This is a genomic window from Erythrobacter sp. (assembly GCF_024305245.1).
Lineage (GTDB): Bacteria > Pseudomonadota > Alphaproteobacteria > Sphingomonadales > Sphingomonadaceae > Erythrobacter.
Genome location: NZ_JAMWYX010000003.1, coordinates 212,235 through 225,560, shown reverse-complemented (window position 1 = coordinate 225,560; position 13,326 = coordinate 212,235). Strand labels below are relative to the sequence as shown.

Below are 13,326 nucleotides of genomic sequence, written 5' to 3'. Positions count from 1 at the left end.
GTCTGTTCAAACCTGTTTCTAATTGGCGACAGCAGCGCCGCCATTCCCTCCGGAAGCGACGATCCCTTCGTCTTCCAGCAGTTTTTCCACGTCAACGATTGCATCGACACCCAGCAGCCCAGCCATCTGCCGCGCGCGCGAACGCAGGGTTTCGGGCTGTTCTTCATCCTTGGCGATCTGCGCGAACAATGCGCCAGCCTCGGCGTTGTTGCCTGCTTCGAGGTGCGCCATCGCCACCAGTTCCGCTGCGCTGCCAAACCACGGATTGTCGGGCTGGGCGAGCGGTTCCATCCGGGCGATGATATCAGCCGGCTTCATGCTGTCGAACCGCGCCGTGACATCGCGGATGCGCGCCAGATCGCGCATCACCGGCGGTGCATCGGCATCATCGGCGACCTGCTGGTACAGTCCTGCGGCCTTGTCGACATCGCCCGCTTGCAACGCCGCGCCCGCCTGCAACAACCGCGCTGCAGTGCGCGCGCCGGGCGAACCTGCGTCGAGCAAAGGGGCAACCGTTTCGCTCGCGGTCTTGAAATCGTTCTGATTGGCGTAATCGAGCGCCGCAATCAGCGTTTCGGACTGCGCCTCCAGCGCGCTTTCGCGCTGCTTGTCCCACAGCAAATAGCCGCCCAGCCCGGCGACCAGCACGATCACCGCGCCCAGCACCTTGATCCCGTGATTGCGGAAAAATGCGAGCGCATCGTCCTGACGCACCGCCTCGTCGATCTCGCGTATCAGGATCTCGTCTTCGGCGGGGGTCGCCGGTACGGGGGTGGAAGTGGTCGGAGTGCGCGCCATTCGGCCTTGTGTTCCCTGTGACAAAATATGCGTTGCGCTGCACGCGCGGGGTCAGCCGCGCTCTTTATGCAGTTGCGACCGCTTCCGCAATGCCGGGCAGAGCCGGGCGGGACAAGCCCTTCCCTGCCAATCTGCGCAGCCACGTGCCCGTGCAGATTTGAACGGGGGATGAAGCGCGCCCGATTCCGGGCACGTCAGAAGTCGCGCCCCAGTGCCTGCGAATAGCCTGCGCGGTAGTGCCCCGCCATCTGCGCCGCGTCGTAATGCGTGCGCGCGCGGTCGCGATTGGCTGCTCCGATGCGGGCGCGCAGATCGGGATCGTCGGCCAGTTCGGCGAACATCATGCCGAGCGCCTGCGGATCGTCCGGCACGGCGATGAAGGCGCGGTTGGGTTCGGCCACCATTTGCCGGATATCCCCCACATCGGGTGCCACCACCGGCAAACCCGCAGCCATCGCCTCCACCACCGACAGCGGGAACTGTTCCGACGCGGAGGACAGCGCGAAGATATCGAACAGGCCGATAACCTGCGCCGGATCGGCCACGGCACCGGGCAGGTGGACGCGGTGGCTGATCTCGCAGGCCTCTGCCGCGGCGCGGATCGCATCGCGCTCCGGCCCGTCGCCGCAAATGACGAGATGCCAGTGATCGGGCATCTCCGCCATCGCCTGTACCATCAGCGGCAATTGCTTGACCGCCCGCAAGCCCGCAAGCGTGCCGATCCAGCGTTCGCCGCCGCGCTTGACCACCCGTAATGCACCCGGTTGCGGCGGCGCGGCAAAGGCAGCGGTGTCGATCCCGTTGGCGATCCGCAGCACCTTGGCGCGCGGTTGCCCCCACGCGTTCAGCGCAATCCGCTCCAATCCGGTCGAAGGCACGATCAGGCGGCTCGCCCGGTTCAGCGCGGCGCGGCGGTACAGGTTGCGCCGGGTCTTCAGCCCGCCCGCCTCGTCCTCGTTGAACCCGTCTTCGTGGTGCACCAGCGGGGGCAAGCCGAAATTCCCGGCGAACACGGCATGTGCCATCGCCACATCGATCGCGCCCCAGTTATAGGTGCAGATCAGGTCATAGCCCTTGAGCGCCTCTGCCAATGCCGCCAGCCGTCCGGGTGTGGGCAGCCCCTTGAGCGAGGGAAAATCCGTCGGATAGTGCACTGTCACGCTGCCATCGATCAGCGCGCGCGCGCCCATAGCGTCAGGCTCTGCCGAGACGACCGTGTGGTCCAGCGCCGCGCCGAATGCGTTCATCAACCCGACGCTGCGCACTTCCTTGCCCCCAGCGGAGAACGTCGAATGGCAGTGGAGAACGCGGATGGCAGCTCCGCTGCTCTCGCTCATGCAATCCCGTCCAGCAGAGCGTGGATCGCCGTGCGCACCTCAGGTTCGTCTAGCGTCGGGGCGTGGCCGACGCGCGGCACGGTGATGCTGCGCATCGCCGGGTTGCGCACCCCCATCTGCGTGACCGTTTCTGCGCTGAGCAGATCGGACAATTCGCCGCGCACCAGCAGCATCGGCACGCCGCGCAGCGCCTCGAAAGCGAGCCACAGGTTGGACGGCGCGGCATTGCCGGGCTTCGCGAACGGCTCGGCAATGGCCATGTCGTAATCGAAGGTAATCCGCCCGTTCTGGCTCACCACCATCGTCCGCTTGGCCATGTCGAGCCACTGGTCCAGGTCGTAATCGGGGAACGCAGGGGCGTGCACCGCCTCCAGCCCGCGCGCAGCGTGGACCCAGGTGGGGTAGCTGCGCCCCTGCCCGACATAGCCCGAAATGCGCGAAAGCCCATCGGCGTCGACCACCGGCCCGATATCATTCATCACCACCGCCGCGATCCGCCCCGGCTGCGCCTCGGCCAGCAGCATGGTCATCAGCCCGCCCATCGAGGTACCGATGGCGATGAAGCGGGTAATGCCCTGTTCGGCCAGCAGCCGCTCCACGTCGGCGACATAGGTGAGCGGGTTGTAGCTATCGGAATCCGGTGAATAATCGCTCAGCCCGCGCCCGCGCATTTCGGGCACGATCACCCGGTGCCGCGCGCACAGATCCTCGGCCAGCCCGGCAAAATCGCGGACGTTGCGGGTCAGGCCGTGAAGACACAGCACCGGCAGCCCGGCATCCCCTTCGGGACCGGGATAATTGCGATAGTGCAGGTTCAATCCGTCGCTGCTGGTCCAGTAGCGATCTTCGTAATGTGCGGCCATGAACGGCGATATTCCCTCGGGTTGAATGGCACCGCCCCAGCCGCCGGTGAAGGCGGGTTGCGTGACGATGCGCTTGTCCCCACTATCGCGGGATGAGCGAAGCTGTGCAACACCCGGATTCATCCGGCCCCTATCGTCCCGATCCCGCCATCCTTGCATTGGCGCCGTGGCTGGGCAGCGCGGTGGAGCCCGCGCCCTTTCCCGAAACCCGCATCCGCTTCCGCAATGATCGTGCTGCGGCAACCGTCGGGCTGGACGGGTTGGGCGATACCGAATGGGCCGCGCATTTCGGACGATTTGCTCCGCTGGAAGGCAATCTGCCCGAACCGCTGGCGCTGAAATATCACGGCCACCAGTTTCGGGTCTACAATCCCGAAATCGGGGACGGCCGCGGGTTCTTGTTCGCGCAGTTGCGCGACGCGTCAGGGCGTCTGCTCGATCTCGGCACCAAAGGATCGGGCGAGACGCCGTTCAGCCGTGCAGGCGACGGGCGACTGACTCTGAAGGGCGCAGTGCGCGAGATTCTCGCCACCGAAATGCTGGAGGCGCTGGGGGTCAACACGTCGAAAACCTTCTCGGTGGTCGAAACCGGGGAGAAGCTGTGGCGTGGTGACGAGCCAAGCCCGACACGTTCCGCCGTGATGGTGCGGCTCAGCCATTCGCACATCCGCATCGGCACCTTCCAGCGGTTGCTGGCGCTGGAGCAGGCGGAGGAAATGGCGCAGCTGGTCGATTACTGCCTCACCCAGTTCCGCGGCCCGCGGCCGCCCGCAAATGCTCCGGGCCGCGACGAACCGGCGGTGATCCTGATGCATCAGGTGGTCGAACGCATGGCCGATCTGGCCGCCAGCTACATGGTCGCAGGCTTCGTCCACGGAGTGCTCAACACCGATAACATGAACGTGACCGGCGAAAGCTTCGACTATGGCCCGTGGCGCTGGCTGCCGACATGGGACCCGGGCTTTACTGCCGCCTATTTCGATCACGCCGGGCTTTACGCTTTCGGCCGCCAGCCTGAAGCGCTGCATTGGAATTGCGGGCAGTTTGCGGTCGCGCTCCGCCTGCTGGCCGACAGCGCGCCGCTGATCGCCGCGCTCGAACGGTTCGGGCCGCTCTACATGCAGGCCGTCGCCCGGCGCTGGTGCTGGCGGATTGGGGTGGAACCGCGCGGGGTCGAGGAGGACACCCGCCTCGTCAGCCTGTGCGAAGCGGCGATGAACGAAAGCGGCGCACAACCCGATGCGTTCTTCTTCGCGCACCGCGGCGGGCGCGGTGAGGCGACCGGTACGCTGGGCGAGGCGTTGGCGGATTACACCCCGCTCGCATCGGCGCAAGCTTACTGGTCGGACGAGGCGCCCCAATCGATGCTGATAGAAGAGGTCGAGGCGATCTGGGCGGCGATTGACGAGGGCGACGACTGGGCTCCGCTCCACGCCAAAGTCGCCGCCTTGCGCCGCATGGGTGAAGCGCACGGACCTGCACCCGTTCCTGCCGGACACGCGCATCAGGGATAATCCTCGGATTGTTCCGGGAGGGGTCTTCACCCTATCTTTTCAGCTTGGGCCGCATTACCGGTCACGAAGATACGGATTGCACCGATATGGGGAAAGACAGGCGCAGTGACCGATAACATCCTCGTTTCCTATGAACCGGCCAGCGGCGAGGAACTGTGGCGCGGTAAGCATGGCGATGTCGAGGCAGCAGTCAGCACCGCCCGCCGTGCATGGCCCGCATGGGCCGCGTTGCCGCTCACCAGCCGTATCGGCGTTCTGCGCGCCTTTTCCAACGAAGTCCGCCGCGAAACCGAACCGCTGGCCGAACTGATCGCGCGCGAGGCGGGCAAGCCCCTGTGGGAAGCCCGCAGCGAAGTCGACGCGGTAGTGAACAAGATCGACATTGCGGTGCAGGCTTATGCCGAACGAACCGGCAAGAAGAAATTCGACGCCGGGATCAACGGCAGCGCCGCCGTGCGGCACAAGCCGCATGGGGTGATGGTGGTGCTCGGCCCGTATAATTTTCCCGCGCACCTGCCCAATGGCCACATCATTCCCGCTCTGATTGCGGGCAATGCCGTATTGTTCAAACCTTCGGAAAAGACCCCCGCAGTGGGCGAGGCGCTGGTCGCCTGCTTCCACCGCGCCGGCGTGCCCGAAGATGTGATCCAACTGGTGATCGGCGGGCCGGATGAAGGCAAGGCGCTGGTTGCGCACCCCGGTGTCGATGGCGTGCTGTTCACCGGCTCGGCCAATGTCGGGATTGCGATCAACCGCAAACTCGCCGCCAATCCGGGCAAGATCGTCGCGCTGGAAATGGGCGGCAACAATCCCATCGTAGTGATCGACACGCCCAAGCTGACCGATGCCGCCGCGCTGATCGTGCAAAGCGCGTTCACCAGCGCCGGGCAACGCTGCACTGCCGCCCGGCGGCTGATCGTCAAAGACAGCGTTTACGACGACCTGATGGCCGAACTCGTACCGCTGACCCGCAAGCTGATGGTGGGCGATCCGCTGGGCGAGCCGCAGCCTTTCATGGGGCCGGTGATCGACAACGACACCGCCGATCGCCTGTCCGAAAGCTTTCTGACCTTGGTGACAGCCGGGGGCCGCCCGCTGCTGCACATGCGCCGCACGGTGCCCGACCTCCCGTTCCTGACCGCCGGTATCATCGATGTGACGAACATCTCCGACCGCCCCGATATCGAATTGTTCGGCCCGATATTGCAGGTGATCCGGGTGCCTGATCTCGACGCCGGGATTACCGAGGCGAACAACACACGCTTTGGCCTGTCAGCATCGCTGATCGGCGGTACGCCCGAAGATTACGGACGATTCTGGGCCAATATCCGCGCCGGGATCATCAACTGGAACGGGCCAACCAACGGCGCTTCGTCGAAGGCACCGTTCGGCGGGATCGGCTTGTCGGGCAATCATCGCCCGGCGGCCTATTATGCCGCCGATTATTGCGCCTATCCGGTCGCCAGCACCGAAGTGGATCAGCCGCGCGCCACGATAGGGGTTGGCCTCAGGCCTTGATTTCAGCGGTCAGGGCGCCCGGTACAGCAGATCGACAGCGGTCATGCCGCTCGCGCTGTGGCGGACATGCACGCTGAGCGCCTCACCATTTTCACCAAGCGCCGACAGGCTGGCAGCGGGATCGGCATAAACCACCGGTCGCAGGCCTGCCCGCACTGCGCGGGTGAGATGGTATTGCAGCACATCGTCGGGGGCTGCCGGTGTGCGGTATCGGATGATGCGCAGATCGCATGGCGCAGACCGCGCGCCTGCTGCCTGCACGACCATGCCGTGCGGCATAATCGCAGCGACCGGTGGAGGGTCTACCGCCCAGACGAACCCCTCCTTGATCGCATCGGAGCACCGCTCCGGTGCGCGCATTACCGCAAGCAGATCTTCGGCTGTGGCATCGGCCGCGACTACCGGTCCGCCATCAGCGGAAGCGGCGGGTAAAGGCACGATATCTCCGCTCACCAGCAGTTCGATCCGGGCCGCCTCACGCGCTGCCCGCGCGGATTCTGGCGTCGCGGGCAGCATTGGCAGCCCGGTGTCGCCAGCAAAGCCCAGCAAGGCATTGGCCTCGTTGCGGGAAGCAAGATCCGGATCGCTCATCAACGGGTCATGCAGCGCGCGCGCCACCACCGGATCGCTCGCCAGCGGATCGACCGGCAAGCGATCCTCGCTCTCGCCCGAGCAAGCCGCCAGCAGCGCAATCAGGATGAGGCACGAGGTGCAGCGCATAGTCCGGCGATTGCCAGAAGATGGTTAAGAATCCGCGTGATCCGACCCACGGCAAAAGCGCCTCCGGGGCCGGTCGGCTCCGAAGGCGCTTCCCGCGAACCGTGAAGGCTCGCGCCGGCGACCGCTTGGTGGGCGCGGCCGCAAGTTGTGCGAGGACATGCTGAAACGTCCGCTTCGGTGCATTTCCCGTCGATGCCGTTCATCTATAACGGATAGAACATGAACGAACCGGCGCGAAAGTCGAAAGCCGAGGTTCATCGCCGCAGCACCGCTTGCGCGCCGGGTTGCCTCCCCCTAACGGCAGCATTCCATGGCCGCTTCCACCCCTCCTACCGCCGTCGGCCATCCAGGCCCATCGGGTCTCGCCCCGGCGATTGCGGCCTATCTGATGTGGGGTTTCCTGCCGCTCTACCTGCTGCTGGTGAAAGCCGTCCCGCCGTTCGAATTCGTCGGCTGGCGAATCATCTGGACGCTGCCGCTGTGCCTGCTGATCGTGGCGCTGCGGCGTCAGTTTCCCGAGCTTCTGGCAGCGCTCAAAAGCCCGCGCGCCATGCTTGCCCTGCTGGCGAGCGCCATGCTGATCGGCATCAACTGGTTCATTTATGTCTGGGCGATCATGGAGGGGCAGGTCTATGCGGCCAGCATAGGCTATTACCTGAACCCGCTCATCAATGTGCTGCTGGGCACGCTGTTTCTGGGCGAAAAGCTGTCACGGCGGCAATGGCTGGCAGTGGGCGTTGCCGGAGTGGCGGTCGCCTTTCTGGCGGCTGGTGCGCTGACGAGTCTGTGGATCAGCCTCAGTCTCGCTTTCAGCTTTGCCTTCTATGGCCTTGTTCGCAAGCAGGTTTCGGTCGGATCGCTACCCGGCCTGACGATCGAGAGCGCGATCCTGCTGCTGCCCGCCAGCGCGGTGGCGCTGTGGTATGCGAGCGGGCCGCAGGGTTCATCCTTCGGGCAGGACACGTTCCTCAGCATCGCCATCATCCTGTCGGGCGTGGTCACCGCTGTGCCACTTTTGCTGTTCGCAGTTGCCGCGCGGCGGATGGATTATTCGGCGCTGGGCTTCATCCAGTATCTGGCACCGACGATTGTCTTCATCCTGGGCCTCACGGTCTTCCGCCAACCGCTGGAGCCGGCGAAACTGCTTTGCTTCGTGCTGATCTGGATCGCGGTCGGCATCTTCGTCTACGACCTGTTGGCGAAGCGGCGCAGCAGCCGGAAGGCAGCTGCGGCCTAACCGACAAACCGCCAGCCGAGCGTCGCACCCCCGTGGAAAGGGACGATATCCTCGCCCGTCACCTTCAGCACCGTCGGCACCGACCACTCCGCGCGTTCGAGCGTCACGCTGTCCTCGTTGACAGGTAGCTTGTAGAACGCGGGGCCGTGGAGCGAGGCGAAGCCTTCGAACCTGTCCAGCGCAGCTTCCTCGTCGAACACCGTGAGATAGCTTTCGAGCGCATAGGGCGCGCCGAAAATCCCGGCACAACCGCACGCGCTTTCCTTGTCGCGCTTGAGATGCGGGGCGCTGTCGGTGCCGAGGAAGAACTTGCCGCTGCCGCCGGTTGCCGCCTTGCGCAAGGCCAGCCGGTGGCTCTCGCGCTTGGCAACCGGCAGACAGTAATTGTGCGGCTGGATTCCGCCGACCAGCATCGCATTGCGATTGATGTGGAGATGCTGCGGCGTGATGGTCGCGGCGACGTTCGGCCCGGAATCCAGCACGAAATCCACCGCATCGCTGGTGGTGATATGTTCGAACACCACGCGCAGCTTCGGAAAGCTTGCAACAATACGCTGCAAGTGCCTGTCGATGAACTCTTTCTCGCGGTCGAATACGTCGACATGGGCGTCAGTCACCTCGCCGTGGATGCACAGCACAATGTCCTCGGCCTCCATCCGCGCCAGCACCGGATACAGCTTCTCGACATTGCTCACGCCTGCGGCCGAATTGGTGGTGGCGTTGGCGGGGTACAGCTTGGCGGCGGTGAACACGCCTTGCGCCGCGCCGCGCGCCAGATCGTCGGCATCGGTATCGTCGGTGAGATAGCAGGTCATCAACGAAGTAAACCGCACGCCATCGGGCACGGCGGCCATGATCCGCTCCCGATAGGCGGCCGCCAACGCGGTCGTGGTCACCGGCGGGCTGAGATTGGGCATCACGATCGCGCGGGCAAACTGGCGCGCGGTATAGGGCACCACCTCGCGCATGATCGCACCATCGCGGAAATGCAGGTGCCAGTCGTCGGGGCGGCGGATGGTGAGGCTGTCGGTCATGACTTCCCCTTAGCGATGCGCCATCCTATCTGTCACGCATGACTGCAACCTGCCTCACCGATCGCGCCATTATCCGCCTCTCCGCGCTGGAGGAGGGTGAGGATGTCGCCGCCTTCCTGCAAGGGCTCGTCACCAACGACGTGAAGGGGTCGCTGCCCTGCTACGCCGCGCTGCTGAGCGCGCAGGGCAAGCATATGTTCGATTTTCTGGTTTGGTCGGACGCCAGCGGCCTGCTGATCGATTGCGAAGCGGCGGTAGCGGATGATCTCGCCAAGCGGCTGTCGATGTACCGGTTGCGGCGCAAGATCGCCATTGCGCGCGACGATTCGCTCGCCGTGCACTGGAGCCGGAATGCGCATGACGGCGCGGTGAGCGATCCGCGCTTGCCGGAACTGGGCTGGCGCTGGCTTGCGCCTGCAAACGGGAGCGAACGGGCCGATGATGCCTGGCTGGCCCACCGCCTGTCGCTGGGCGTGCCCGAAGGTCGCGCCGAAATGGGCGATATCCTGTGGCTGGAAACCAACGCGGTTGAACTGAACGGCGTCAGCTTCACCAAGGGCTGCTATGTCGGGCAGGAAAACACCGCGCGGATGAACTGGCGGCAGAAGGTCAACCGGCGGCTGGTCGTGGTCCCGCTGGCCGAATCTGACGAAGCGCGGCGCGTGATCGCCTATCCCGAACTTGGCCTTTCCGTGGATCACCTGCGGACCGAGAAGCTCGATCCGGACGCTCTGCCCGCCTGGCAGCGCGCCGGAGTGCTCGCGCCCGAAGCCTAGCCCTGTTCGTATTCCGCGAGCGAGGCTTCGAGCATCGCCGTCGCCCGTTCGCGCGCAGCGTCACGCGGCAGACCGAGCGCCTTGGCCAGCGCCCCGCCGATCAATGCATCGCCCAGCGCCATCAGCACCAGCGTCAGCGTGTCGCCATGAATGCGGCCCGGCTGGCTGCCATGGCTGGCTTCATCGGGCGCGATCTCGTCCACCAGATCGTGGATGGTCGAAATGATCGGATCGAGCGCGTCCTCGTTACCGGTCAGCAGCATCCAGCTGGTCAGCGCGCCCGCGCCCTCACGGTCGAAGGCGTCGAAGGCGAGATCCACCACCTCGCGCGCCGAACCAAGCCCTGCACGGCTGGCGCGCACGGCATCGATGATCGTCTCGCAGACCGAGCGCGCGAGATGTTCGGCCAGCGCCTTTTGCAGCCCGGACGCCGAGCCGAAATGGTGCAGCAGGTTGGCGTGGGTGCGCCCGATCCGGGTCGACACTGCTTTCAGCGTCACCGATTGCGGACCTGTCTCGATCAGCAGCGCGCGCGCGGCGGCGAGCGCGGAGCTACGCGATTCTTCGGGCGTCAACCTTTTGCGACTGGTCATAGGCCGCCGCGCCTAGAAGCTTTTCCCCGGATCGACAAGCCGCGCGGCCCAAGCCACGCGGCGATCAAGCGGCGCGTTGGCGCTCGCCTCCTTCGCCGCCGAGCGCCAGCCGGTAGCCGATCGCCGGAACCATCTCGCCGCGTCCGCACGAAAACCGCTCTTCCACCCGCCCGGTTGGCTCGAAGCCGAGCTTCCTTAGCACCTTGCCCGATGCCGGGTTGTCGAGAAAATGTGACGCGACCAGTTCGCGATGGCCGAGCGTCGCTGCGACCTCCAGCACCGCCGCGCCGGCCTCGGTGGCGAAGCCCTGACCCCAGAAGCTGCGCGCGATCCAGTAGCCGAGTTCGATTTTCTCGCCGTCATTGGCGGCATCGCTCATCGGCCCCAAACCGATGCAGCCGACTGCCTGCCCATCGGCGGCGCGCGTGACGAGGAAGCGCGGATAGAGCGGCGCAACGGCACGCGCGGCAAATTCGCGGGCGTGGCTTTCATCATAGGGCCAGGGCGCGCTGGCGAGGTTGCGGACCACGCCTTCGTCGGCGATTCCCGCCAGCAGAGCCTGCCAGTCCTCGGGCCAGATCGGCCGCAACAGCAATCTTTGACTGCGATGGAACACGAGTTCTCCCTTCCTCGCCCCGCGCCGCCGATAACCGCAACGCATGACAATTTCATGGCCGCGAAATTTTATGATTCGGCGGCGTTGACGAGGGAGAATGCAAAAAGGAAGACGGCCCCCTCGTATCGAGGATGGTCCCATCTCCCTCTTCAGGCCGGATTTTCACCGACGGGAACCATCCTTGCGGATGATCCCTTTATCGAATCATCCGCTTATTCGGCGGCTTCCGCCATGACATCGACAGAGACGTATTTACGGCCCTGCTTGCCACCGTGGAATCGCACTACGCCTTCGGCGAGCGAATACAGGGTGTGATCCTTGCCGATGCCGACGTTCACGCCCGGATACACGCGGGTGCCGCGCTGACGGATGATAATGTTGCCGCCGATCACTTCCTGACCGCCGAACTTCTTCACGCCAAGGCGACGACCGGCCGAATCACGACCGTTACGCGACGAACCGCCTGCTTTCTTATGTGCCATGGTTCACCCGCTCCTTATTCAGCCGAGGCCGCGGCTTCTGCCGGGGCTTCGCTCTTGGTCTTCTTGGCGGCGGCCTTCTTGGCAGCCGGCTTGTCTTCGCCCACGGCAGTGATGCGCAGCAGGGTCATCTGCTGGCGATGGCCGTTCTTGCGGCGATAATTGTGACGGCGACGCTTCTTGAAAACGATCACCTTTTCGCTCTTGGCCTGCGCGATGATTTCCGCCGAAACGGTCACCTTGGCAGCATCGGCGATGCTTTCGCCTTCACCAGCGAGCAGAATGTCGCTCAGCGTGATGGTGTCGCCGGCTTCGCCTGCGAGCTTTTCAACGGCAATCTTGTCTCCGGCGGCAACCCGATATTGCTTGCCGCCGGTGCGCACTACAGCGAACATGGCTCTATACTCTCAATCTTGTGCTTGTGTCCGGATGAGCGTGGCGTGCCATGCCTACCGAACGGCAATGCGGCGCTGCGCGAATGCAGCCCCGGAAAGATGCGTGCCGTTAGGGGAAAGGCGTGTGCAAGTCAACGGCTGCGGGGGTCAAAAAACACGCAACGCTGATCTGACAGTTCCCTTTGCCACCGGCAGGCGTCGTGGTAACGGGAACAGGGATCGATATGCAAGTGCGACGGAAAATTCTTGGCCTGCTTCCGCTGATTGCGGCGGTGAGCGCCTGCGCGGGGTCGGATACACGCTATCCTTCGCTGGCGATGCGGTCGTTCGAGGTCAACCCGCCGCCGTCCGGCCCGGCCCAGCCGCCTGCCCCGACTCGGCGCGTCGTCGATAGCGCGACGCTGGCCACCATGGTGGAACGGGCTGTCACCGCAAACACCGGCTTTACCCGTCAGCAGACCGACGCTGCACGATTGGCCCGCGCGGCGGCCGGACGGCCGGTCGAAAGCGATGCCCGCGCGGCGGCGCTGGTCGCCATGGCCGATCTTGCGGCGCAGCGGGGCGAGACCACGTCTGTTCTGGCGGATCTCGATGAACTCGTCGCCGCCGCTTCGACGACTTTCGCGCCGACGCAGGAAATCGAGACCGCGCGCACGCAGGTGCTTGAACTGGTAAACAGTCAGGACGCGGCAATGGCACGCTTGTGGGAGACTATGGGACAATGAACCTGGCTTGCAGCACCTGTCCGGTCAACGAAACCGCCGCCTGCGCCGTGCTGACAACGGAGGAACGCGATGCGATGGCCGCGGCCGGTCGTACCCGCACGTTGAAGCGCGGCGAGATGCTGTTCGCGGCAGGCGACGAGGATGCCGCCTGCGCGACACTGCTCACTGGCGCGCTCAAGGTGTCGGCGGTCGATCAGGACGGCAACGAGCAGATTCTTTCGCTGGTTCATCCGGCGGGCTTCATCGGCGAGCTGTTCGCACCGTTTGCCCATCATGATGTCGTGGCGCTGACCGACAGCCGGCTCTGCACCTTCGCCAAGCGCGATATCGAGCGCGCGATCGAGGATTACCCCGCGCTCGCCCGCGCGTTGCTGCGCCGTAGCCAGGCCGATCTGCTCGCCAGTCGTACGCTGCTGGAACTCACCGGCCATGCCAGCGCCGAGGCGCGGCTGGCGGCGCTGCTCCACGATTTCGCCTTCGCGGCCAGCGACAGTTCGTGCCACCTCGCCAAGCGGTTCGATCTGCCGCTGACCCGCGGCGAGATCGGCAACATGCTCGGCCTCACCATCGAGACTGTCAGCCGCAAGCTGGGCGAGCTTGAGGAAACCGGCGCGATCCAGCGCGAGGGCAAGCGCGGTATCCTGATTCGCGATCCGGAACTGCTGCACGATATTTCGGGCAGATAGGGTTCGGGGCAGCGGCCAAAGGGAGAGGGTCCGCG

General features: G+C 65.0%; 15 protein-coding genes. 6 read left to right on the top strand and 9 right to left on the bottom strand.

Annotated features, from left to right (window positions below; all coding sequences use genetic code 11):
- Positions 1-18: 18 nt before the first annotated feature.
- The 3 genes from Q0L48_RS05865 to Q0L48_RS05855 all read right to left on the bottom strand — a co-directional run bounded on the left by Q0L48_RS05865 (position 19) and on the right by Q0L48_RS05855 (position 2,998).
- Positions 19-798, bottom strand: coding sequence for a tetratricopeptide repeat protein (locus Q0L48_RS05865; protein ID WP_296718371.1), 780 nt, complete (start codon positions 796-798; stop codon positions 19-21).
- A 194-nt stretch (positions 799-992) separates the two neighbouring features.
- Positions 993-2,135 carry a glycosyltransferase family 4 protein gene (locus Q0L48_RS05860; protein ID WP_296718368.1) on the bottom strand — a complete coding sequence of 381 codons (1,143 nt, stop codon included), beginning with the start codon at positions 2,133-2,135 and terminating at the stop codon, positions 993-995.
- Positions 2,132-2,998, bottom strand: a complete 867-nt coding sequence (locus Q0L48_RS05855; protein ID WP_296718366.1) for an alpha/beta hydrolase — start codon at positions 2,996-2,998, stop codon at positions 2,132-2,134. The genes Q0L48_RS05860 and Q0L48_RS05855 overlap by 4 nt, the downstream gene beginning before the upstream one ends.
- A 92-nt stretch (positions 2,999-3,090) precedes the next feature.
- On the opposite strand from Q0L48_RS05855, the gene Q0L48_RS05850 reads away from it, so the two are divergent.
- On the top strand, positions 3,091-4,512 hold the full coding sequence (locus Q0L48_RS05850; protein WP_296718363.1) for a protein adenylyltransferase SelO: 1,422 nt from the start codon (positions 3,091-3,093) through the stop codon (positions 4,510-4,512).
- A gap of 105 nt (positions 4,513-4,617) precedes the next feature.
- A complete protein-coding gene (gene astD / locus Q0L48_RS05845; protein ID WP_296718359.1) occupies positions 4,618-6,030 on the top strand; it encodes a succinylglutamate-semialdehyde dehydrogenase in 1,413 nt (470 codons plus the stop codon).
- A 9-nt stretch (positions 6,031-6,039) separates the two neighbouring features.
- On the opposite strand, the gene Q0L48_RS05840 is transcribed toward astD, so the two are convergent.
- Entirely contained in the window at positions 6,040-6,750 is a 711-nt protein-coding gene (locus Q0L48_RS05840) for a hypothetical protein (RefSeq protein WP_296718356.1), read from the bottom strand.
- 310 nt (positions 6,751-7,060) lie between these two features.
- Between Q0L48_RS05840 and rarD the strand changes: the two genes are divergently transcribed.
- Positions 7,061-7,987, top strand: coding sequence for an EamA family transporter RarD (gene rarD, locus Q0L48_RS05835; RefSeq protein ID WP_296718355.1), 927 nt, complete (start codon positions 7,061-7,063; stop codon positions 7,985-7,987).
- Here rarD and pyrC read toward each other — a convergent pair.
- The gene (gene pyrC / locus Q0L48_RS05830) at positions 7,984-9,021 is read right to left on the bottom strand and encodes a dihydroorotase (RefSeq protein WP_296718354.1); all 1,038 of its coding nucleotides are present in this window, start codon (positions 9,019-9,021) and stop codon (positions 7,984-7,986) included. The two genes, rarD and pyrC, sit on opposite strands and share 4 nt — an antisense overlap.
- A gap of 38 nt (positions 9,022-9,059) precedes the next feature.
- Here pyrC and Q0L48_RS05825 point away from each other — a divergent pair, with 38 nt between their 5' ends.
- Positions 9,060-9,797 carry a folate-binding protein gene (locus tag Q0L48_RS05825; protein ID WP_296718352.1) on the top strand — a complete coding sequence of 246 codons (738 nt, stop codon included), beginning with the start codon at positions 9,060-9,062 and terminating at the stop codon, positions 9,795-9,797.
- On the opposite strand, the gene Q0L48_RS05820 is transcribed toward Q0L48_RS05825, so the two are convergent.
- The 4 genes from Q0L48_RS05820 to rplU all read right to left on the bottom strand — a co-directional run bounded on the left by Q0L48_RS05820 (position 9,794) and on the right by rplU (position 11,880).
- Positions 9,794-10,390, bottom strand: a complete 597-nt coding sequence (locus tag Q0L48_RS05820) for a TetR family transcriptional regulator (protein ID WP_296718350.1) — start codon at positions 10,388-10,390, stop codon at positions 9,794-9,796. The two genes, Q0L48_RS05825 and Q0L48_RS05820, sit on opposite strands and share 4 nt — an antisense overlap.
- Positions 10,391-10,454: 64 nt before the next feature.
- On the bottom strand, positions 10,455-10,979 hold the full coding sequence (locus Q0L48_RS05815) for a GNAT family N-acetyltransferase (protein WP_296718349.1): 525 nt from the start codon (positions 10,977-10,979) through the stop codon (positions 10,455-10,457).
- A 239-nt stretch (positions 10,980-11,218) separates the two neighbouring features.
- Entirely contained in the window at positions 11,219-11,488 is a 270-nt protein-coding gene (rpmA, locus tag Q0L48_RS05810; protein ID WP_296718347.1) for a 50S ribosomal protein L27, read from the bottom strand.
- A 14-nt stretch (positions 11,489-11,502) separates the two neighbouring features.
- The gene (rplU, locus tag Q0L48_RS05805; RefSeq protein ID WP_296718345.1) at positions 11,503-11,880 is read right to left on the bottom strand and encodes a 50S ribosomal protein L21; all 378 of its coding nucleotides are present in this window, start codon (positions 11,878-11,880) and stop codon (positions 11,503-11,505) included.
- Positions 11,881-12,110: 230 nt separating this feature from the next.
- Here rplU and Q0L48_RS05800 point away from each other — a divergent pair, with 230 nt between their 5' ends.
- Positions 12,111-12,605 carry a hypothetical protein gene (locus tag Q0L48_RS05800; protein WP_296718344.1) on the top strand — a complete coding sequence of 165 codons (495 nt, stop codon included), beginning with the start codon at positions 12,111-12,113 and terminating at the stop codon, positions 12,603-12,605.
- Positions 12,602-13,291 (top strand): Crp/Fnr family transcriptional regulator, encoded by a 690-nt coding sequence (locus Q0L48_RS05795; protein ID WP_296718342.1) that lies wholly within the window; start codon positions 12,602-12,604, stop codon positions 13,289-13,291. Before Q0L48_RS05800 ends, Q0L48_RS05795 begins: the two co-directional genes overlap by 4 nt.
- The last annotated feature ends 35 nt before the right edge of the window (positions 13,292-13,326 follow it).